Consider the following 22,957-nt stretch of genomic DNA (forward strand, 5'->3'; position numbering starts at 1 on the left):
TGCCAATAAAAAGCCCTGTTAGTCCGAGCATACCGGCTTAACAGGGCATTTTTAGCCACGCACTTATAACGAGCAGTTCATAGCAAAAAACTAAATTGGCGAACCCGGTGGCATCATTAGAGGTTTGGCAATAAAGCGATACTCCGCTGACTCAAGCCCTTTGGCTAAACCTTGCAATAACCATTCAAAATGGGCAGCTTGATAATTACTGGCGCGATTGCTACGGCGCTTTAATTGCTTCTCGGCATACGTTAAGCGCGCTAACAATTGCGCTTTTACTTCAGCTGAGGTGTTGTCGTTATGGTAGCTAGATAGTAACTCATCTAATACCACGGTATTGACACGCATCTGCACAGCTAACAACTGCCCACGCTGTAAATCTTGAAAAAGCGTTTTCGCCAATAACTTATCGATGAGACTCACCACAGATAACTGCTCTGAATCATCCATAAAGCCTTGATTGACACGGTTTAATCTTTCTGGAACTAATATTCGGCTTACCACATGGCGGCTCATCACCTCTGCCATTCCTATGGGGTCGGTTAACACCCCAATGCCAGAATCAAAGCTTTCTCGGGTTTTGCGGTAATTACCTGCTTTAGGCACTAATAACTCAGTGACTTCAGTCGGTACTGCTAAGCTTTCAGCCGATAGTAGCGCTAATAAAGAGCTTAAGGCTTCAGTTTGTAACTTGGGCGATAAATAATGCCAGCGCTCAGCTGAGCCATGCTGCTGATAGCTATAATCACTGCCACCAATCCACTTCGCTGCGGCATCCACTTGAAAACGGGTCAGTAAGTAAATTGGCACAAACACATCGGCAAGTTCACCTAGTGGCTGCTCTTGCAGTAAGGCATTGGCATTAAACTGCTCAATTGCCTTGCGGCGCACTTGCTCTAATCGTGTTAGTTCTGCTGCTGCAGAGTTACCGTTATCCCATAAACTTGCATAGGCATGGCTTGCTGATGCTGAGCGGGAATCTGCTTCACCAATGTAACGCAATCCTGCTGTTCTGGCTTGTTTCACTAGCTCGTCAGCATTAGCTTTATCGCCATAGCCGTAAGCAATAGTAAACTTGTCCCACTCACCAATGCCTTCAACGTATGGCGCTGAAATATCAACTTGATCCCCTTTAAGGGTAATGTTGGGATGGGGATAATCCATCACCGAAGCATTGTCATTGGTTGAGGCGGCAAAGTTATGATCTAGCCCCAAGGTATGGCCAATCTCGTGAGCTGACAATTGGCGTATACGCGCCAATGCTAAGGCCATTGATGCCTCAGCAGCGGCATCTCGGTCTTGCCAACCTGCAGTTAAACCGCGAGCAATAAGGTGGTCTTGTTTAACCCGCAAACTCCCAAGGGTGACATGGCCTTTAATGATCTCACCGGTGCGCGGATCTTTAATTGACGCGCCATAAGACCAGCCGCGAGTCGCACGATGCACCCATTGGATCATGTTATAACGAATATCTTGTGGGTCGGCATCTTCTGGTAATATCTCCAGCTTAAAACCATTAATAAAGCCTGCTTCATTAAAGGCTTCTTCCCACCAGCGGCCACCATCGAGTAATGCTGAGCGAATAGGCTCTGGCACGCCAGGATCAAGATAATAAGTAATCGGTTTAACCACTTCACTAGGAGCAATACCTGGGGTGACTTTTTCAAGTCGATGACGTAAAAGATATTGTTTGCTTACTGGCGAGTCGATAGGCGCAGAGTAATCAAAATACTCATCTGATAAATAACCACTCATCGGCTGATAAGCGCGGGGCTGATAACCCGCTTCTGGCAAGGCCACAAAAGAGTAGCGCATTCGCACTGAAACAAACTTGCCATCTGGAGTCACCTGCTTAACAAATTCGCCAGCTTTAGCGCTATTGAAAGTCAGTAAAACATCGACATCGGCATTTTGCTCAAATGACTTAACTCCTTGGGGTAAGATAACTGAGCGGGATTTATCCAAGGTATAACTGCCTTGCTTAGTGTCAGCTAAACGCTGAGAAACCCCATGTAAATCATTAATCATTAGATCATTAACCGCAACTAGCGGCGTTTTACCTTCGACCACTTTACCGCGCCATAATACCGATTCAGCAAACGCCTCTTTGACCGCTAGCTGTTCCGCTGGGTTATCGCTTGATGCCCGATAAAAGGTATTTAACTGTTTAAGCAGAATATAAGGACCGTGGCGCTCAAATTGCACCATGCGTGTTTGCCCGAGCTGGCCTCGGTCTAGGCCTATATCATTAGAACCAACGCCATGGGGTAAACTGCTGATCAGTAAAAAGGGCTCATTGAGTCGGTTTGCTTCTAAAAACAATTCCCCAGAGCTATTTTGGAAATAAAAGTTGATAAACCCTTGGGCTTTGTCACTTTGCTTTATCACTTTCTGCGCCGCTGAGGTCGCAGCGTAAGTCATAATTGGGGTTGCCATGAGTACTGGCGTTAATGCCATGACTGAAGCAAGCGCCATACTTTTACGATCCATTCAACACTCTCCCTTGTTGTTGTGCTCAGGTTAATTGTTATTATTGGCGACTTAACTGACGCCATTATTGTTGTTATTTTTGCTGCTGATTTTTATAGTCAATCCAATGCTCTAAGGTATCAAACAATTCATTTAATACTATCGGCTTGGTGATATGGGCATTCATGCCCGCTTGAATACTTTTCTCTCTGTCACCAGACATGGCGTGGGCCGTCATGGCAATAATCGGCATTTGCTCTGTAGTGTAACGCTTACGTAATTCTCTGGCAGCAGTCAAGCCATCCATGACCGGCATTTGAATATCCATCAATACGGCATCAAACGGACGAGTATCGATCATATCTAGTGCTATTTGACCATTATCAGCCACTTCAACTTCATAACCGGCGCTTTTAAGTAGCTCGGTGGCTACCTGCTGATTAATAAAGTTATCTTCAACCAGCAAGACTAATCCGGTTTGTTTGGCAGCTTCGGAATCCTCTTCAACCACAGGCGCTACATTCAATTGAGGCTCAGCGGCAAAGGCGCCAATAATCTCATCAAACAAGGCTGATGCTTTAAAAGGCTTTTGCAAAACAGCAAACACACGACTGACATCAAACTCGGCCTCTAACGGCTCAGCACTATAAGCGGTCATTAAAATAATCACCGGACGCTTTTTAATCCGCCCATCAGCAACCATTTCATCAATGATATTAATCACATCGCCGCCGCCCATTTCAGGCATCATCCAATCAAGCAATAATAAATCTATTGGGCTGTGGGCTAAAACATCTAGTGCCTGTGCACCACTTTGCGCGGTTTTCACCCCAAAGCTAAAGTCGCGCATCACGGTGGAATATATCTGCAAAGCACTTGGGTTATCATCCACCACTAAGGTAGTTAAGTTATTTAACTGCTTTGGCACCACCAATGGCTCAACCACATTTTCTTCAGCAATTTCAAAACTAATGGTAAAGCTGAAAGTACTCCCTTGATTGGGCTCTGATTCAACGGCCATGGTGCCGCCCATCAGCGAGACTAAATGCTTACTAATAGACAGGCCTAATCCGGTACCACCATATTTTCGAGTGGTAGAACCATCAGCTTGGGAGAAGGCATCAAACAAGTTCGCTTGTTGCTCTTGGCTAATACCAATACCGGTATCGCGTACCCAAAACTTAAGGGTAATACGGTGATCTCGCTCGCCTACATCTTCACAGCCCAGTTCAATCTCACCATTTTGAGTAAATTTAACCGCGTTAGATAATAAGTTAACTAAAATTTGCCCTAAACGCAGAGGGTCACCACTGAGAATTAGCCCAGCGGTAACCGGGGCATATAGTAGTAACTCAACGCCTTTTTCTTGAGCCTTTTGCGCATTCATATCAATGACATGATCAAGCACTTTATCCAGTGGGAATGACACCCTTTCAAGCTCTAATTTACCCGCTTCAATTTTAGAGAAATCCAAAATATCATTAATAATGCGCAGTAATGACTGAGCAGAGAATCCCGCTTTATTTAAATAATCTTTTTGCTGAGCGGTTAACTGAGTTCGCAGCGCCAATTGCAACATGCCGATAATGGCATTCATCGGAGTACGAATTTCATGGCTCATATTGGCCAAGAATTCACTCTTATACATGTTGGCTAACTCAGCATCTTGCTTAGCTTCAAGCAAGGCCACTTCGTTACTCTTTTGGCGGGTAATATCTTTATGCGTACCCAGCATTCGCTTAGACTGACCATCGGCAGCAAACTCCACTGCTCGGCCCCGAGACAGCACCCAATGATACTTTCCAGATTTAGAGCGCATACGGTATTCAATCTCATAGGTTCCTTTGGGCTTTAGCGCATATGCACTTCGATACTCTTCGACTCGCATGCGATCGTCTGGGTGAATAAGTGCATCCGTTGCTGAAATAAGCGCTGGAAATTCGTTCGGCTTATAACCTAGCATTGAATAAAATGCGGGGTTACAAATCAGCTGCTCTGAATCTAAATACCAATCCCACAAGCCATCTTCTACTGCATCCATGGCTAAATGGTAACGCTCTTCAGATAATCGTAATTGCTCAGCCGATTCATATTCACGGGTGACATCACGCCATACTGAAATAAGCCCTAATAACTCGCCGCGGCGGTTATAAAATGGCAGTTTTAAGGTATCGAGCAGTACCGTTTTACCACCAATATCGGCTTTTTCTTGATAACGCATCAGTGAGCGTTCGGTTAATACTTTTTGATCTTCTTCGCGGCTACGCACGCCTTGATCGTAACTGGTATCAAGGGACAATTGCCCGATCATGTCACTTTCTTTGCAGCCCAGCATGTACTCAGCCGATTTATTACAGCCTAAATACTTACCTTCTTTATCTTTGTAAACAATCGCCTCTGGGATTGAGTCAATCAATGAGCGTAATAGTGCAAACTCACGTTCTCGGCGCTCAGTAGTATCGCGCAAACGTTGGGTGCGCCTTGCGACTAAGTTATCCAGACGTTTATTTTGCTCGGCTAGATGACCGGTATATTGTTTGTTCTCTTCAAAAATACGACTCACCAGCAAGAACCACGGCTCCCAACCTTCAGTGATTTTTTCAGGTGGCGATTTAGGCTCGCGAGAACACTCTTCCAAATGGGTCAATAAACGTGAGGCAGGGTTAACGAATGAGCGGCGAGTTTGCCAGTGAACAATGGTCACCAGCACTGACAAGGCGAAAACCACCAGTAAGAAACTCACTTTTAACTTATCCCAAGCGTCTTGGAATAACAGGTCTTCATCTTGCAGATATAGCAAGCGCCATGGCGGGTTTTGCAGCGCGACTGAGTGAATATAGTAGCCGTTGCGCAGTATGCCATCATGGGCATCGAACATTTCTGATTCAGGCAAAGAATGCAGCTCTGACGGAATGCGCTGACTGATATGATAAACCCGGTTCATATCGCTGGCTTCAAAATCACTGTGGGACAATATATTGTTATATTGATCCAGCAAAATCACTGTACCCGGCATTTTAAAATACATCCGCATTTGCTTAGCTAACGATGCCAAAGTCATGTCTAAATTGATTGAACCAATAAACTCATCTTCAAGATATACTGGCAGACCTAGGGTGGTTAACAAACCTTGATCGGCTAAATCTACATAAGCTTCACGCCAAAAAACACTGCGCTGCGGATTCATGGCAGGAGTAGCAAGTTGGAATTGTTTTTTATTAAGCAGCTCTTCTCGAAAACGGTACTCGTCATTGGTCCACGGAAATGACGACATGATCCTTTGTTTGGATATGTAATAAATCGAAGAAGCTTTAGGGGCGGCCTCTTTCGCAACAGGGAAAGACAACGACAGCTCAAATAGCATTTCTAATTCTTGATAAAACCTGTCGCTGCGGCCATCAAGGGTACCCATACCGGTAATGCGCCCCATATTGGTAAAGGGCTCACCACTAGTGGCATAACTTGGCTCTAAGGTAAAAAATTGACCATCTTCATTGAATTTTTCGTATTGAGGTAAGCGATCTTTACGGACTAACTCGCCTAAACGTAAGTTATCTACGGCGACGTTACGTAAGCTTTTTACTGCACGGATACTCGACTCCAGCAGTAAATCAATTTGCAAGACATGACGCAATACTTGCTCTTCACGCTCTTTAATTAGCTGGGTTTTTTCACGCTCAAACAATACCCATGCCGATAAAAGTGCCATAACAATTACACCAATATAAGTATAAAAAACGGCTCGGTTATACTTTCTTTGAATAAGCGATTTTAATTGTAATTCTGGCTCGGTCGATTTCATTGAAAACCCTTTGGCTTTTCTTAGCAGCGTAGATATTTAATAAGGTAAAAAAGGAGGTACGCTAACAATGTCTATTTATGCATATTATCAGGAACATATTCGCAATCACACGAATAAATGTTCACAAAACATGACTAATTTATTTTTCACTCCATTCCACTAAAAACATAGCAAAAATCTGACCATTATTCTTGGCAATAACCCGTAAACTGGCCGCTTACATAAAAGGCGCGTTAAAAGAGCTCGTTGAAACAGATTGCTTAAAAATAAAAAATGGCCACCTAACAGGTAGCCATAAACGGTACTTTAAAGCAGAAGTGCTTATAAGTTCTCTTCAGCAAACTCTGCTAAGCGAGATCGCACCACACCATTAAGGTAAATATTGGCACTGCCGTCAAAGTCTTTAAAACGCTCCACAATATAGGTTAAACCTGATGTCACCGCCGTCAAATAGGTTGAGTCTATTTGCGCCAAGTTACCACAACACACTAGTTTGGTGCCCTCGCCCATGCGGGTGATCATGGTTTTGATTTGTGATGCGGTCAGGTTTTGGCATTCATCTAAAATGACCACTGAATTTTGAATCGAGCGGCCACGCATAAAGTTAATCGATTTAAACTGCACGTTCGCCTTCTCCATGATGTAGTTCATGCTGCCGGTGGGGTTAACATCATTTTTATGCAGCACCTCAAGGGTATCAGTAATTGCCGCAAGCCAGGGCGCCATTTTTTCCTCTTCGGTGCCAGGTAAAAAACCGATGGACTCGGCAATTTCAGGGGTGTTACGGGTTACAATGACTTTTTCGTACTGGTTTTGCTCAACCACCAGCTCAAGCGCAGCCGCCATGGCAATTAAGGTTTTACCACAACCGGCGGGGCCGGTGAGGATCACTAAGTCAATATCTGGATCTAGCAAAGCATTTAACGCCATCCCCTGATAAATATTCTTAGGTTTAACACCCCAAGCTTGCAAATGATTAAGCCTTTCGCGGCCATAATCGATGATATTAAGATGTGTTGCGGTTTTGCTGGCAACCTTGCCGCAAAAATCAGAGGTTTCATCGATAAGGTATTGATTACTGTAGAAGGGCTCGTTACCTACGGCATCGATATCCACCTGATGGACGACTTTGCCAGCTTCTCTATCAGTAGAGACTTTATCCACCTTGTCCCAAAAATCACCGTCAAACTGATAAAAGCCTTTCGCCAAAAAGCGAATATCATCAATTAACTGATCGGTGCGATAGTCTTCAACTCGCTCAATACCCGCCCCTTTAGCTTTAAGGCGCATATTAATGTCTTTGGTGACTAATACGACCTGACGAGGCTGATGCAGATTTTGTAGATGAAGTGCGGTGTTAATAATACGATTATCGTTATTATCGCCTGGCAGAGCGCCAATGATAAAGTCGATTTGATGGTCGGGGAAAATAGATAAACTACCTGATACGTCTAAATGTCCTTCGCGGCTTGGGAGTGCAACGCCGTTTAGAATTTGTTCCGGCGAGGTCTTACCGCCAAGTATGTCTTCCAATGCCCTAATCGCGACCCGGGCATCACGGCTAATATCGTGCTTTCTATCCTTTATATTGTCTAATTCTTCTAACACAGTCATGGGAATTATTACGTCATGTTCTTTAAACGAATATATCGCTAAAGGTTCATGTAGTAACACATTGGTATCCAGTACAAACAACTTTCTGTCGTCTCGTTCCATGGCGCCTCCAGAGTGCTCAATACAAAATGTAACTATGGGATTAAAGCAATATAAACTCCTGTTCATAAGCTGGAATAATCGAATCATCATGATTGATTTTCAACCAAACTTAAATTTACTATGCCAGTAATTATATCAAGTCTCAATATCATTTTATTGATTAAAGGTTCGAGTTTAAGTTGTTAAAGTTGGCACAGAGATGACACTAAGATGTCAAAAATTCGCTGGCGTAAAAGTGAAATTCCTTCAGATGAATATTTAAATCACTGCTAGAATTTAAATTGAGTAGCGTTTGGTATAACATACGCGCCCTTTGTGTTTATCCGTCCCGAATGAGAGTAAAAAATGCCGTTTTCTTTAGGTCAACGCTGGATTAGTGATACCGAGTCAGAACTTGGTTTAGGAACTGTGGTTGCTGTTGAAGGCCGTATGGTGACAGTATTGTTTCCTGCCGCCGATGAGAACCGTTTGTTCTCCCGCAGTGAAGCGCCATTAACTCGTGTAATTTTTAATCCCGGTGACTCCGTAGAAAGCCATGAAGGCTGGAGCCTAACCATCAGTGAAGTCGAAGAAAAAGATGGTTTAGTCACCTATGTTGGTATCCACAGTGAGACCAACGAGACGGTACGTCTGCGTGAAACCTTACTAAACCACAACATTCGTTTTAATAAACCACAAGACAGATTATTTGCCGGTCAAATTGATCGTCTAGAGCGCTTTGGTATTCGTTACCAAAGCCAAATGCTACGCCATAAACTTGCCACCTCAGATTTGCTTGGGCAACAAGGCCCACGTGTTGGTTTAATTCCACATCAACAGTGGATTGCCCATGAAGTCGGTCGTCGCTATGCCCCTAGAGTACTTTTAGCCGATGAAGTAGGTTTGGGTAAAACCATTGAAGCTGGCCTTATTATCCATCAACAATTATTGACTGGCCGTGCTGAACGTATCTTAGTGATTGTGCCTGACACTTTGCGCCATCAGTGGTTAGTTGAAATGCTGCGCCGCTTTAACTTACGTTTTTCTATTTTCGATGAAGATCGCTGCGTTGAAGCCTATGCCGATAACGACAACCCTTTTTACACTGAACAATTAGTCATTTGTTCATTAGAACTATTACGTAAAAAGCGCCGTTTAGAACAAGCTGTCGATGCCGATTGGGACTTAATGGTAGTGGATGAAGCCCATCACCTTGAGTGGAGCGAAACCGCCCCAAGTCGCGCTTATCAAATCGTAGAAGCCTTAAGTGAAGAAGTGCCTGGAGTGTTATTGCTCACGGCAACGCCAGATCAATTAGGCCATGAAAGTCACTTTGCTCGTTTACGATTACTGGATCCAGATCGCTTCTACGACTACAACGCGTTTCTTGAAGAAGAAAAAAGCTATCAAAGCGTTGCCGAGGCCGCCGAAGCATTAGCTGCCAACGACAAGTTAGCTGACAGTGCTGTTGTCAGCTTAACCGAATTACTCAGCGAGAAAGACATCAGCGCAAGCATTAAGCTTATCCAAGCAGATGATGTCGATGCTGACGCCCAGCAAGCTGCCCGCGCTGAGTTATTACAAGATTTACTCGACCGTCACGGTACTGGCCGCATTTTATACCGTAACAGCCGCGCCTCTGTCAGTGGCTTCCCGACCCGTATTTTTAATCCGCATCCACTGGCTATGCCGCAAGAATACGTCACGGCTGAGCGCGTTAATGCCATGATGGGATCGAAAAAATCAGCACAAGATCAAGCTAAGCAATCTCTAAGCCCTGAAAAACTGTATCAAGCCTTTGAAACCGATAGTGCCAGTTGGTGGAAGTTTGATCCGCGAGTCGATTGGTTAATTGAATTCTTAAAAGATAATCGCAGTAAAAAAGTGCTGATTATTGCTAGCCAAGCAGAAACGGCATTAAGCCTTGAAGAAGCACTGCGCACCCGTGAAGGTATTCAGGCAACCGTTTTCCATGAAGGGATGTCGATTATTGAACGTGACAAAGCCGGCGCGTACTTTGCTCAAGAAGAAGGCGGCGCTCAGGCGTTAATTTGTTCTGAAATTGGCTCTGAAGGGCGTAACTTCCAATTTGCGAGTCAATTAGTGCTATTTGATTTACCGCTCAACCCTGACTTACTTGAGCAACGTATTGGTCGATTAGATCGTATTGGTCAGCAAAATGATATTCAAATTCATTTGCCATACCTTGAAGACACCGCCCAAGAAAGACTGATGCATTGGTATCATCAAGGCTTAAACTCATTTGAACTTACCAGCCCAAGTGGCCATGTATTGTTCAATGAATTTGCTGATGAGCTAATGAACGTACTCAACGATGACAACCCAGAGCTAATGACAGCGCTGCTTAACGGCACCCAAAGCCGTTACCAAGCACTTAAGCAAGCGATGGAGCAAGGCCGCGATAAGCTGTTAGAGATTAACTCCCATGGCGGCGAGCAATCTAAAAAGTTAGTTGAACGCTTAGCGGAGCGAGACTCAGATACCCACTTAATTGGTTCGGTGATCCGCTTGTGGGACATTATCGGTGTGGATCAAGAAGATCGCGGCGAGAACTCAATCGTATTACGCCCAAGTGAGCACATGCTATTCCCATCGTACCCAGGTCTGCCTGAAGATGGTATTTCTGTGACATTTGATCGTGAAACTGCCCTATCACGTGATGATATTGCCTTTATCTCCCAAGAGCATCCATTAGTGCAAACGGCGTTAGACTTAATCACTGACTCAGAAACCGGAACCACCAGTGTTGCAGTGCTTAAAAACAAAGCCTTACCTGCTGGAACCTTGTTCCTTGAGTTAATTTACATGGCTGATGTTTCGGCACCTAAGTCATCACAGCTTTATCGCTATATGCCACCAACCCCTATCCGAGTGTTATTGGATAAAAGTGGCCAAAACTTAGCTGACAAAGTCGATTATAAGAGCTTTGATAAACAGTTAAGTGCGGTTAACCGTCATATTGCCAGTAAGCTTGTGAATGCATCACAACCTATTTTGCACCCGTTACTGGCAAAAGGTCAGCAACAGGCTGAAATTGAATTAGCCAAACTGGTTGAGCAAGCCCGTGCAAAAATGACCACCCAGCTAACTAGTGAGTTGACCCGACTTGAAGCGCTAAAGGCCGTGAATCCGAATATTCGAGATTCTGAAGTGGACTTTATTCGCAATCAAATGGCTGAATTGAATGGCTATATTGATGATAGTCAATTCCAACTTGACGCTATTAGAATGGTATTAGTTAGCCACGTATAATACACTGCTAACTCGAAGCAAAAAGCCCTGAACTTCAGGGCTTTTTTGTATCTATTTTTTGTCATTTTTTTAAGTGTTTAGCGTAAAAATAAGCTCATAAACATAAGCGCACAAGCCTATAGTGATGACATCGCAAGATTCGTTAAGGAAGCCACATTGCTGCTAAAGCCTCTGTTTGTTTTATCTGTTACCAGTCTTTTTAGCCTCAGCCTTTTCTGTCACAATGCTATGGCAGCCAGTGAGTTGCCTACTGCTAATGCTGGAAAACAATTTATCAGCGTCCAAGATCAACAACAGCCAGTTTGGGTCAAACCTTGGCAAGGCCCGCACCAGCGCGGCGCAGCTATTATCGTCGGTCCAACCGATTCCCCCGCCAGTGGCAGTGGCCTGATTCGCTATTTACGTGATGAGATCCCCGCATTTGGCTGGGCAAGCTTGAGCATAAAACCCACTGAAGGTTTATACCGACCAAATTTTGCCACTGACGCCGAAGAAATTCCCAAAGCCGGTGAAGCGCAGTTAACCCTGAGTCGTCACCAGCAAGCCCCCAAATTTAGCTCAAACCAACTACTTGAACTGCGTAACTTTCAGCAAGAACTTATGGTGGACAGTCTCGACCAATTGCAAGCTATTGAGGCGCAGTTCCCAGGAAAAAGACTATTAATCGTCACCGATGATAGTGCGGGCATGGTCATTAACTTACTTTTTGAAGCTAAGCTAGCCAAGCCCGACTTATTAGTGGTGATCAACCCCTATCGTGAATATGAGCAGATTATTGCGCCGCAACATCGCGGTTTATCCATTGCCCAACAGCTCAGAGAAATCGATATCCCAATACTGGATCTGCAATCAGCCGATGCTCATCAAATATCTATGACTGAAAGTGCTAGCAGAAAAGCACTCAATAAAGCTAAATCGAGCCAGTATTACCGCCAATATCAATTAGCGCTTAATCTCGATAATCAAAGTGGTTGGGAGCAAGTGCTGCATCATATTGCAGGCTTTAGTAAAGTCATTACCGCACGATAAAAAGGGCCAGCATATTGCTGCCCCTTAATGGCTATTTGCTTATTTTAAGACTGAGTAATAAGGCATATTTTCAATTTTTTCAATAACATCGCATAATAATCAATCTCCAATGGCCTTTCAGCTATTCACTAAATTTGTGCAATGCAGTATTGGCCGCACTAGTCTAAAAGCTGATTAACTCACAACTGACTCGCTCATTATCACCACCAAGGCTGACGAGACTGATAAGCTTGCTCGGTTTGCTTTATTTCACGATTAGCGGCAATGATACGGTTTTTACCCGCTAACAGGCGAACTTGGCTTAAAGACTCACGACTTAATAACCGCCTTGTTGAGGCTGACCAACTATGATTAATGCTCATTTTAATGGCCGCATTCACATCAGGAGAGCGGGTCATAAACTGCTCGGCAAGCTCAATAGCACGCTGCAATGGCTGTGAACTTTTCTCGGTCACTAAACCAAAATCTAGCGCCTGTGCGGCTGATAGCACTTCTGCGCTATAGGTAATTTTTAAGGCCTTATCTTTGGGCATCACCTGTCTAAGCGCTGCCAGTCCTGCCATATCAGGCACTAAGCCCCATTTTGATTCCATAATAGACAGCTTGGCATCATCACTTGCAATACGAATATCTGCCCCTAGCGCAATTTGCATACCGCCACCAAAACAGCAGCCATCTAATACTGCAATCACAGGGATGGGTAAACGCTGCCAGCCAATAGACACCCGCTGGGCTAAGTTGGCATTACCTGGTAGCCATTTGAACAGCAATTTGGCAATCATGGAGGGGGATTTAGCAATCGCTTTAACATCTAAGCCCGAAGAGAAATTACCATCGGCGCCGGATAATATGACCGCATTAATTTCGCTATCTTTTCTAATATTTTTAATGGTTTTATCAATGGCTTTAAACATTTCATAATTGAGCGCGTTATATTTATCTGGTCGGTTTAGCGTCACAAAAGCAATACCGTTTTGTTTTTTTAACGCCACTAACTTCTTATTCATTGTTCATCCTTAATATAAATAATAACTGGTCAGTCCAGAAGTTACGTTAGCATAAATTGGCTTACTGGCGAATAGTTAAGCTAATTTGATATTCTTCATAAGCTGCTAAAACTACAACAATATATATGTTCCCGCAGGAACAAAAGTGCCGTCAAAATTCAGATTTACTGAATTTAAGAGCATTTTTTCGTTAAACGCCAAAAAATTGTCGATTTTTGGTGCGAAAAGTCAGCAATAAGTTGTAGTATGTTTGCCCATAAAAAGTAACATTACTCATCGACTCATTTTTCTTGTTTAATCGGAGTTCGTTTAAGTGCTCGATCGAGTAATAGCTAATGCATTCAAAATAATAATACCCTGTAAAAGGATCTGCTGTAGCCATGACTATTCCTATTTTAATCTGTGATGACTCAGGATTAGCCAGAAAACAAATGGCGCGAACACTTCCCAAACATTGGGATGTTGAAATCAGTTACGCCACCAATGGTGAAGAAGGCTTGGAGGTGATCCGTCAAGGAAAAGGGGAAATTGTCTTTCTCGACCTTAATATGCCCGTCATGGATGGCTATGAAGTACTAGAAGCCATTCAGCGAGAAGACTTGCCCGCCTTAGTCATTGTGGTCTCTGGTGATATTCAATTAAAAGCCCATGAGCGAGTAAAAGCCCTTGGCGCATTAGATTTTATTCAAAAGCCGGTTAGTGCTGAGTCCATCAGCAATATCTTAGAAGAATACGGCATTTTAACTTTAGCCCTTAAACAATCAACCAATGACACGCCGATGTTTAAAGTTGATTTACGTGACGCTTGCCAAGAAATTGCCAATGTCGCCATGGGCCGCGCTGCCGACTTATTAGCGAAACTACTCGATGTTTTTGTAAAACTGCCAATCCCCAACGTCAATGTTTTAGAAGTCAGCGAACTGACCATGGCACTTAAAGCCACCGAAGAAAGCTCGAAGATTTCTGCATTATGCCAAGGTTTTATTGGCGCTGGGGTTGCTGGTGAGGCGTTATTACTGTTCCATGACTCAAGCTTTGCTGACATGGCTAAACTCATGGGCCACAGTGATCCTGAAGATGCTAACAATGAAATTGAAGTGCTCATTGATACTGGTAATGTGCTTATTGGGGCATTCTTGAATGGCATTTCAGAGCAGCTTGATATGAAATTTAGTCAAGGTCACCCCGTTGTACTTGGTCGCCACTGCACGGTAAATGAGCTTATCCATGACAACTCAGAAAAATGGCAACGCACCCTTGCCATGGAAATCAATTATCAGATTGAAGACCACAATATTCAGTGTGACTTATTACTGTTATTTACGGAAGACTCAATCCCTACATTGAATGCAAAGCTTCACTATATATTTGAATAGATTAAGATAATAATCATATAAACAGTTAGTTAATTGCAATGACTTAACATTGCATATAAAAAGAATAATACAATACGGATGTTAGAGCATGGCTACTGATCAAAGCGCAATGAACGAGCTACACTGGCTTATTGATATGGTACAAACCATTGAAGTTGGCTTGGTGGTGTTAGATCGTGACTACAATATCCAGCTTTGGAATGGTTTCATGGAAAACCATAGCGGTGTGTCACCTAACAGTATTAAAGGTCGCAATCTTTTTGAAGCGTTTAACGATTTACCCTCTGAATGGCTTAAGCAAAAAATGGAGTCGGTATTTCTACTCAAAAACCGATCTTTCATCAGCTGGGAGCAGCGCCCTTATGTCTTCCAGTTTAAAAATTATCGCCCGATCACTGGCCGCGCTGATTACATGTACCAAAACATTACTTTGCTGCCACTGGCGTCGCTAACGGGTGAAATCACCCATATTAGTATTATCGTTTATGATGTGACTGATATCGCCATCAATAAATTACAGCTAAAATCAGTCAATGAGCAACTAGAAACACTCAGCCAAACCGACAGCTTAACCCAGTTGTATAATCGCCGTCATTGGCAAGTTTGCTTTGAAAAAGAATACGAGCGCTTTGCCCGTTATGGTGAAAAAGCCAGTATGATAATGATTGATATCGATCATTTTAAAGCCATCAATGATAAATACGGCCACCCTGCAGGTGACAAAGTCATTCAAAGCCTCGCCAACATATTAAAGCAATCATTACGTGAAACTGATTTTGCCGGCCGCTATGGCGGTGAGGAGTTTGCGGTAGTATTGACTTATACCACCGCTGCTGAATCAAAATACTTCACTGAGCGACTGCGTAAAAAAGTCGAAGCCTCGCAAGTGGTTTATAACAATCAAATCATTAAAATGACCATCAGTATTGGCGTTAATGATTTATCCTCTGCCACCACTAGCAGTGTAAGTTGGTTATCTGGCGCCGATAAAGCTTTATATCAATCGAAAGAAAATGGCCGTAATCAAACCACGGTATTTGAAAAATAACCTGCAGAGGTTCATTTTATCCCCACCGCGATAAGCCATTAAAAAGCCCACAATTAAGTGGGCTTATTTATTAAACGAGTGACGCTAGTTAAGCGATAGTCGTTAATGATTTAGAAACCGTCGTCATCTTGGTCTTCATCTTCATCAAGCTCTTCTTCGTCACCAATAAAGAAGGTGCCCCAGCCGTCATAATCAACTTTTTGCTTGGCAGCAAGCAGCATTAACTGCTCGCATGCTTTATCAAGTAACGATGCTTCAAGAGCATGATTTGCGATAGCATCAAAGCAAATAATGGTTGAGCCATCTTCAAGCTCCATCTCTTCAGCGTCGTTAACTTCAAAACCTAATTTGAAAGCATCAACTGCGGCTTTTTCTAAACGATCAAAGTTAGTCGAAGAGAAATGATGCTCGATAGTATATTCAGCATCAGCTTGTGAACCATCATCAAGCAGCGCCTGAATAATTTCACGGTTCTCGGCAAATTGCTCTTTAAGTTGAGCTTCAATAGACATGGATTCTCTCCGTTAACAAATTTAAATACGCTATAGGGCTAATTATACGTGATAAAGCTACTGAGGTTTAGCCATTAATAGCGATGCTTCTTGATTTAATTCAGCTAAACGCTGTGACATCACTTGATGCACCTTAGCACAAAGCTTTTTCGCATCGGCTTTATCCACGTTTGCGGTCGACATAGGTGCCATCATTTCGACAATGACCACACCATTATTCCACTTGTTAAGTTTAATATGATTTTGGCAAGATGCTAATACTGGCACAATTGACGCTTTGGCGGCGATAGCAGTATGGAATGCCCCGACTTTAAACGGCAGTAGACCGCGCCCTCTAGAGCGTGTCCCCTCTGGGAAAATCCATACAGATAACAGTTTTTCTCTCATTCTCTTAACAGTCTTGGCCATAGTATCAAAGGCACTATGACGGTTTTTACGGTCAATCAGAATATTGCCTGATAGCCAATAAATCTGCCCAAATAATGGCATCCAAGCTAAGCTTTTTTTACCTAAACTCACCGTGGCTTCCGGCACTGCAGAGGTATGGGTAAATAAATCAAAATTATTTTGATGATTCGCTAAATAGATCTTAGGTTGCTTAAGGCTTGCTTCGGTTTCAGTGTCAGTACCAGCGTTAGCCTCAGCGCCAGTGTCTACTTGAGGGTTAATCACCGCGTTACGGGTAATCACTTTAATCCCTAAAATAGGAGCAACAGATGAAAATAGTTTAGCAATCACATGGACATTATCACGATGCATAGGTCTAACAATACAAAGGATGATTGCGAAAAAAAACGCCAGTGTTAGTAACACTGCTAGAATAATTGAACGAGCAATTAACAGCACAGCAGACTCCTACAAATAAAGTGGCGACAGTATAGCCAGCACATCTGCTGGACTCAATAGCTTAAGTTAATTTCGGTGTACAAATGTAAGCTTAAAGTAGTTATACCAAGCGGATTAATGCTCTGAATAGCTCAGATAATTAATATGCTTGGCATTATACACTGCTAAAAGTGAATTAATGATGCCTTAAACATTAACGCATCATTAATTCTGCAGCGTTACATTTCAGCCTTATTAGAACGATTACTGAGCAGTAAACGCATTAACACAGCACTGACCGCTAATGCCGCAACAATGGCTGCGCCACTAGGTAAGTCATAACTAGCCGAAAGTATAAGCCCTGCTAGGTAACCAACAAATCCCACCACATAAGCCAGCAGCAAGGTATATTTACCCACATACTGATTTAACGCTAACGCTGGCAAAATTAAGGTGCTGAAAACAAGATAAACACCCACTAATTCAACCGATAGTGTAATCACTATGGCAAATAGAAAGTAAAAACCTGCACCTTCGAGGATCTGAGGCTTCAATGCAATTAAAGCGAGGATCGCTACTGACACCAAAGCCGGCAGCACAAGCTGCGACCAATTTACCCACAATATCTGCCCCGACATTAGCTGCTTTAACAGCTCTGCGCCATGGGGATCATTAGACAATAACAACATTGCCCCAACCGCGCTAAGCACATAAAAACAACCAATAAAGGCTTCTAATTCATCGGCAAAACGCTTGGATAACCAAGCAATAAGCCCAGCGCCGCCCAAGGCAAATATGGCAGGCATCCACACATGAGAATAAGGAATATCTTCAATTCTATGATCCATATGAGCCACAATAGCCCCCAGCGCAGCCACTTGGGCAATCGCTAAGTCGATGAAAATAATACCGCGTTTAAGTACTTGTCGACCTAACACCACATGGGTAGACAAAATGATGATTCCGGCAATAAATGCCGGAAACAAAATCAATAGCAGCTCGATATCTAGCATAGGCTTATTGCGCCTCAGTTAATAACGTCAGTACGCTGTCATATAAGCTAATCAAATCCTGACTTTGACTGTTGCCACCTACTGACATTGGCAAAATCACCACAGGCAAATCAGTGCGCTCACCTAACCAATGTGCGCCACGCTCATCCTGATATGAGGCCACTATCACCGCCATCACATCACCTTGTTGGCTGCGACTTACAAGTTTAGCTAAATGGCTACTACTGGGTGGGATGCCCGGCTTCGGCTCAAGATCTGCCACTTGCTCCATGCCGAGCCAGTTAAACAAATATCGAAAGCTTGAGTGGTAAGCAATGACCTTTTTGCCCTTCAGCGATTGCGCTTGCGCTTCCCAGCGCGGAATAGCTTGCTGCCACTGCTCAGTAAACTCAGTTAATGCAACTTGATACTCAGCACTTGAGTTAGGATCTAACTCAATCATTTTCGCTGATAACGCCTGCGCCACTTTAAGGAACTTTCTAGGGTCAAAATGTAAATGCGGATTACCTTTGGCATGGACATCACCCATAGAGCGATCCACTTGCTCAAGTTGATCTAAGGTCTCGATATGATCCGCGGCATAAAAAAGCCCAGTATCAGTTGAAAGCACCTTGTTGTTTGAGGCTTTCATCTGCAACATTGGCAACCAACCAATTTCGAGATCGGCGCCAGCACACACCACTAAGTCAGCTTGACGCATTTTAGCAATTAAGCTTGGACGCGCTTGCACTTGATGTGGATCTTGCTGCGCACTCGTGGCTGAATAGACTTTAGCATCAGGAGCTAATGCCTTTGCTAATGCGCCATACTCAGGCTCACAAGCAAATACATTAAGCGCTGCATTTGCAGAACTCGTTAACAAGCTGGCAAATATGCCAGCTGCTAATATTAGTTTTTTAGAATTGATGCGCACCGTGAGCTCCTAATGACATAACATATTGTAGAGTAATGATATTATCGTCTTCAAAACCATCAAAGTTGGTGCCTTTCTGGTTAGTATATTGTAGACGTACGGTGGAGAAATGGCTCTGATGCCACGCCAAACTTAATTCGGTTTCTTTTAGCTTTTGTGGGTCTAAGTGATCGCCGTGGGCTTCAAAGCTATCCACTTCACCATAACGTAAACCAGCAGACCAATTTGGCGAGAACTGATACACGCCACTTAAGTACCAACCTTGATGGTAATCGTCATGGCCTTCAGCACTGAGTATCTCATGTTCATGTTCATCTTCATCTTCATGATCTTCTTCAAATGAGAAAATATCAGTTACCCGGAAGTACTCGCCGCTAACAGTTAAGTGTTGGTATTTGTAATTACCATTTGGTGCCCACTTGTAGACAAAGTCTGCAATATAGGTATTTTCACCAGTATAGGCTGCGCTATGGCTATGACCTTCATGGTCGTGATCGTCATCAGCATGGGGCTCATGCTCATCTTCTAGATAAGTTTTACCGTTTTCATTACGTAAGTAACTTAAACCCACTTGCCAAGAACTCGAGATACCAATATCACCGCCAAACTTGGTGAATGCCGAATACACCCCTACTGAACTAAAGTCACGTTCGTCATGCTCATCTTCAGCGCGCATTTTTTTACCACTAAAGGCTTCAACACCCATAGTCCAATACAAATCTGTCGGCGCTACATAAGTTAATCTGACACCATCATCAAAGTAATGCCCGCCCATAAAGGCGCGATAAACCCCAGGACGATCAGCAAAAGCGTCGGTATGAATGTGCTGATTATTTAAATAACCCACATCAGACAAGAAACGACCAGCGCGAATACCAAAACCGCCAGGCATACCCATGGTTTGAATAAAGGCTTCTTCAAGCTCAAGTTCAGTTTCGCCGTCATGCACTTCTAATATCGCAGTGACTTTACCGTAGAACATATCATCGATATTAGCGCTGATAGCAAATTCAGTTTCACCCAAACCAAAGCCTTCACTTCTGCCACCTAAACCACGATCACCTGATTGATAAAAACCATCTAACACCGCACTGATATTAGGATTGGTTAAGCTTGAATCTTCTGCAAAAACAGAGCTTGAAGAAAAGGCACACGCGATTGCGACTGCTGACAGTCGTTTATTTGAACTAAACATAAAATCTCCAAAATACAACAAACACCCGGCTATTTTACTTAATAGTCGGGAAATATAATTTATAATTATTAATTAAACTGTTGAATTAAATAAAGATTGGCGGTGCGCGGCTATGGTAATAAGCCTGATGTGAACTAAGAGATTCTGAATTGGCTAACGGTGTGAGTTCATACTCTTGACGTACAACCGGAATGCTAAATTCAATACTTGGAAGGGTTTTGTGAACCTGATGCTTATGAAAACATAAGCTGCAGTGAGTGTTAATGCTTTCATGTTTATGAACAGATCCGTGAGCGGATGCGGCAAAAGACAATAATACGAGCATGGCGCAAAGCCACATCGCAATATTTCGTCTTATGTGCAAAGCAAATCTCACTTAACTAGTCTCATCCATTAAATCATATCAGCGAATACCCAGTAACAATGGCTGCTATTCTTATAAATTAAAACTAAAAAATCAACTACAAGTTTGTTACAAATCACTTCTACTGAAAATTTGTGATCAACAAGGGCGCTTTAACCCTCTCAACATTATGCTATTTTAAGATTAGCTTAAGCTGAAAAGGCTAATATATTTACTATAAATACCAATTTAATCTGCCAATGACAGAGGAATTATCTATGATGAATTTATTAAAAGACAATGTGGGCATTATTTTAACAATGGTGATCATCGGTGTTGTAGTTCTTGGCGGTATTTACTACGTTGAAACATCACTAGAAAATCAAGTTCAAGTAGTAGATTAATTTGTTTGAGAGCCCTCTTCAGGCGCTTCAATAACCAATAAATGATCCATTAAATGCGTTACTCCTGTAAGGATCAGCGACAGCATGATTACGGGGGTAATGATATTGGCTAATCCTGCCACAAAATAGCCTGTCAGCCCCGCACCTACCGCAGTATAAAAGCCAAGTATTTTTAACATCGTAAGATAACGATGGCGACCAAGCCAAGCCTGGCAGTGATAGCACTGAATATGCGATGAGAACCCCTTACCTCGAGTTCCACTGATCTTACTAATCGACATAGGCTTGTGACAATGTGCGCATTGCAGTGCCATGATGAGCAACCTGTAGCTGAAAATAAAAAGTGCGTTAGTCTAGCAAATTATCGTCAAACTTCCTTCAATAACTTATGATAAAGTCATTATCAATATACAGGACGTTTATCATGCCTAGAATCTTGCTTATCTTATGTTGTTTCGTCAGCTTAATGAGCTTTTCACAAAGCAGTGTTGCAGCGCCAGCTGACCCTGCAACCATTAATAAAATAGCCCAACTACAACAACGCATTGATGCCGATGTAAGCTACCTTAAAACCGCAAAAGGTGAATTAAAAGCAATCAGTGAATTCCGCATTCTGAATAAAAACAATCAACTACGAGAAAAATTAGATTCATTAGTTAATCAAGAAAACCCGGATTTAGCCTATCTCACCCCGCAAATACAGCAACAATTGGGCTTTTTAGATAATGTCGGTAAATATTTAGATGATGACATCACAGCCCTGAAACTGGCATTAGATGACGAAAATCAGACTCAAACAATGAAAGCGGTTATTGATCGTGAAGCCGACAGGGATCTTTACTTACAGGCTGAACTACAAACAATCAATTGGGCCAACACCTTAAATATTAATGTCGACAGTGCCAAAACAGCATTAACCAATGAGCTAACCCTGCGGGCTGACTATCTTGAAAGTATCGTCAACTATACCCAAAACCAACTTAAACAAGCGATTAGTGACGCATCAACTGCTGGCGCTGATATCACTGCCGAGCAAAAATCCAAAGTTATTGAACTCAAAGAGCGATTATCACAGCACAGCAGCAGTTTAAGTATTGCCGCCGATATGCTTGATGACTTAGGCCAAGACACTGCGCAAATTAAGCAAACGCTATTTAGTGTTTCAGGGGATATTACTCAAGATGTTTTAAACTTTGATGTAGCGTCAAGTTTACTGAATGACTGGATGGATATAGCTAAAAATCAAGCGCTGGAAAATGGCACAGGGCTTACCTTTAAAGTGGTTATCTTCATCATCATTTTATTTTTAACCAGCTTAGTGTCTAAATTAGTTAAAAAAGTGGTTCGCAAAGCAGTTAATTCTTCCCAGCTTAATTTCAGCATGCTATTGCAAGATTTCTTCACCTCTATTTCTGGTAACGTCATCTTCGCGTTAGGTTTGCTTATCGCACTATCACAACTTGGCTTTGAATTAGCACCACTGCTGGCAGGTTTTGGTATCGCTGGTGTGATTATCGGTTTTGCCTTGCAAGATACCTTATCTAACTTTGCCTCAGGAATGATGATTTTAATCTACCGCCCTTACGATGTCGGTGACTTAATCAATGCTGCAGGTGTTACGGGGCGTGTTAGCCATATGAGCTTAGTCTCTACCACAGTGAAAACCTTAGATAACCAACGCTTGATTATTCCTAATAATAAGATTTGGGGCGATACCATCAATAACATCACCGCCGAGCAAGAACGTCGTGTGGATATGACCTTTGGCATTGGCTATGGCGATGATATTCCTAAAGCGGAAAAAATCTTAACCGATATTGTTATGGCTCACCCAAAAGTGAAAAAGTTTCCAGAGCCGACGATTAAGTTACATACACTCGGTGAATCGTCAGTAGACTTTGTGGTTCGCCCTTGGGCAAATCCAGTGGATTACTGGGAAGTCTATTGGGATATTACTCGTGAAGTGAAAATGCAGTTTGATGCCCAAGGCGTCAGTATTCCATTCCCACAACGAGATGTGCATATTTATCATGAAAAGGCGGCAGACTAAGCT

General features: G+C 42.9%; 17 protein-coding genes. 6 read left to right on the top strand and 11 right to left on the bottom strand.

What is annotated here, in order from left to right:
- Nucleotides 1–90: 90 nt before the first annotated feature.
- The 3 genes from BCU94_RS00650 to BCU94_RS00660 form a co-directional block, all read right to left on the bottom strand.
- Nucleotides 91–2,490, bottom strand: a complete 2,400-nt coding sequence (locus tag BCU94_RS00650; RefSeq protein WP_102475357.1) for a zinc-dependent metalloprotease — start codon at nt 2,488–2,490, stop codon at nt 91–93.
- Nucleotides 2,491–2,563: 73 nt separating this feature from the next.
- A complete protein-coding gene (locus tag BCU94_RS00655; RefSeq protein WP_102436668.1) occupies nt 2,564–6,271 on the bottom strand; it encodes a response regulator in 3,708 nt (1,235 codons plus the stop codon).
- 321 nt (nt 6,272–6,592) lie between these two features.
- The gene (locus BCU94_RS00660; RefSeq protein ID WP_102436666.1) at nt 6,593–7,987 is read right to left on the bottom strand and encodes a PhoH family protein; all 1,395 of its coding nucleotides are present in this window, start codon (nt 7,985–7,987) and stop codon (nt 6,593–6,595) included.
- Between the two features lie 345 nt (nt 7,988–8,332).
- Between BCU94_RS00660 and rapA the strand changes: the two genes are divergently transcribed.
- Together rapA and BCU94_RS00670 are read left to right on the top strand one after the other, a co-directional pair.
- A complete protein-coding gene (gene rapA, locus BCU94_RS00665; RefSeq protein ID WP_102475358.1) occupies nt 8,333–11,239 on the top strand; it encodes an RNA polymerase-associated protein RapA in 2,907 nt (968 codons plus the stop codon).
- A 156-nt stretch (nt 11,240–11,395) separates the two neighbouring features.
- Nucleotides 11,396–12,268 (top strand): DUF3530 family protein, encoded by an 873-nt coding sequence (locus BCU94_RS00670; protein ID WP_102436662.1) that lies wholly within the window; start codon nt 11,396–11,398, stop codon nt 12,266–12,268.
- Nucleotides 12,269–12,468: 200 nt separating this feature from the next.
- Here BCU94_RS00670 and BCU94_RS00675 read toward each other — a convergent pair whose 3' ends face one another.
- Complete coding sequence (locus BCU94_RS00675; RefSeq protein ID WP_102475359.1) at nt 12,469–13,275, bottom strand: crotonase/enoyl-CoA hydratase family protein; 807 nt, start codon at nt 13,273–13,275, stop codon at nt 12,469–12,471.
- A 380-nt stretch (nt 13,276–13,655) separates the two neighbouring features.
- Here BCU94_RS00675 and BCU94_RS00685 point away from each other — a divergent pair, with 380 nt between their 5' ends.
- Together BCU94_RS00685 and BCU94_RS00690 are read left to right on the top strand one after the other, a co-directional pair.
- On the top strand, nt 13,656–14,651 hold the full coding sequence (locus BCU94_RS00685; RefSeq protein ID WP_102436656.1) for a response regulator: 996 nt from the start codon (nt 13,656–13,658) through the stop codon (nt 14,649–14,651).
- Between the two features lie 88 nt (nt 14,652–14,739).
- Entirely contained in the window at nt 14,740–15,699 is a 960-nt protein-coding gene (locus BCU94_RS00690) for a sensor domain-containing diguanylate cyclase (RefSeq protein WP_102436654.1), read from the top strand.
- 110 nt (nt 15,700–15,809) lie between these two features.
- On the opposite strand, the gene rraB is transcribed toward BCU94_RS00690, so the two are convergent.
- The 6 genes from rraB to BCU94_RS19505 form a co-directional block, all read right to left on the bottom strand.
- Entirely contained in the window at nt 15,810–16,211 is a 402-nt protein-coding gene (rraB, locus tag BCU94_RS00695) for a ribonuclease E inhibitor RraB (protein WP_102436652.1), read from the bottom strand.
- Between the two features lie 57 nt (nt 16,212–16,268).
- Entirely contained in the window at nt 16,269–17,057 is a 789-nt protein-coding gene (locus BCU94_RS00700; RefSeq protein ID WP_102436650.1) for a 1-acylglycerol-3-phosphate O-acyltransferase, read from the bottom strand.
- Nucleotides 17,058–17,275: 218 nt separating this feature from the next.
- Nucleotides 17,276–18,049 (bottom strand): metal ABC transporter permease, encoded by a 774-nt coding sequence (locus tag BCU94_RS00705; RefSeq protein ID WP_102436648.1) that lies wholly within the window; start codon nt 18,047–18,049, stop codon nt 17,276–17,278.
- Nucleotides 18,050–18,053: 4 nt separating this feature from the next.
- Complete coding sequence (locus tag BCU94_RS00710) at nt 18,054–18,956, bottom strand: zinc ABC transporter substrate-binding protein (RefSeq protein WP_241901140.1); 903 nt, start codon at nt 18,954–18,956, stop codon at nt 18,054–18,056.
- Nucleotides 18,946–20,157, bottom strand: a complete 1,212-nt coding sequence (locus tag BCU94_RS00715; RefSeq protein WP_102475360.1) for a hypothetical protein — start codon at nt 20,155–20,157, stop codon at nt 18,946–18,948. Before BCU94_RS00715 ends, BCU94_RS00710 begins: the two co-directional genes overlap by 11 nt.
- An 85-nt stretch (nt 20,158–20,242) precedes the next feature.
- Nucleotides 20,243–20,482 carry an ABC-type zinc uptake system zinc chaperone gene (locus tag BCU94_RS19505; protein WP_133126465.1) on the bottom strand — a complete coding sequence of 80 codons (240 nt, stop codon included), beginning with the start codon at nt 20,480–20,482 and terminating at the stop codon, nt 20,243–20,245.
- Nucleotides 20,483–20,778: 296 nt separating this feature from the next.
- Here BCU94_RS19505 and BCU94_RS19850 point away from each other — a divergent pair, with 296 nt between their 5' ends.
- Entirely contained in the window at nt 20,779–20,904 is a 126-nt protein-coding gene (locus BCU94_RS19850) for a hypothetical protein (protein WP_277869338.1), read from the top strand.
- On the opposite strand, the gene BCU94_RS00720 is transcribed toward BCU94_RS19850, so the two are convergent.
- A complete protein-coding gene (locus tag BCU94_RS00720; protein ID WP_102436642.1) occupies nt 20,901–21,218 on the bottom strand; it encodes a hypothetical protein in 318 nt (105 codons plus the stop codon). The two genes, BCU94_RS19850 and BCU94_RS00720, sit on opposite strands and share 4 nt — an antisense overlap.
- Nucleotides 21,219–21,328: 110 nt before the next feature.
- Between BCU94_RS00720 and BCU94_RS00725 the strand changes: the two genes are divergently transcribed.
- Complete coding sequence (locus BCU94_RS00725; protein WP_102436640.1) at nt 21,329–22,954, top strand: mechanosensitive ion channel family protein; 1,626 nt, start codon at nt 21,329–21,331, stop codon at nt 22,952–22,954.
- Nucleotides 22,955–22,957 lie beyond the last annotated feature (3 nt).

Source organism: Shewanella sp. 10N.286.52.C2 (assembly GCF_002874545.1).
Classification (GTDB): Bacteria; Pseudomonadota; Gammaproteobacteria; order Enterobacterales; family Shewanellaceae; genus Shewanella.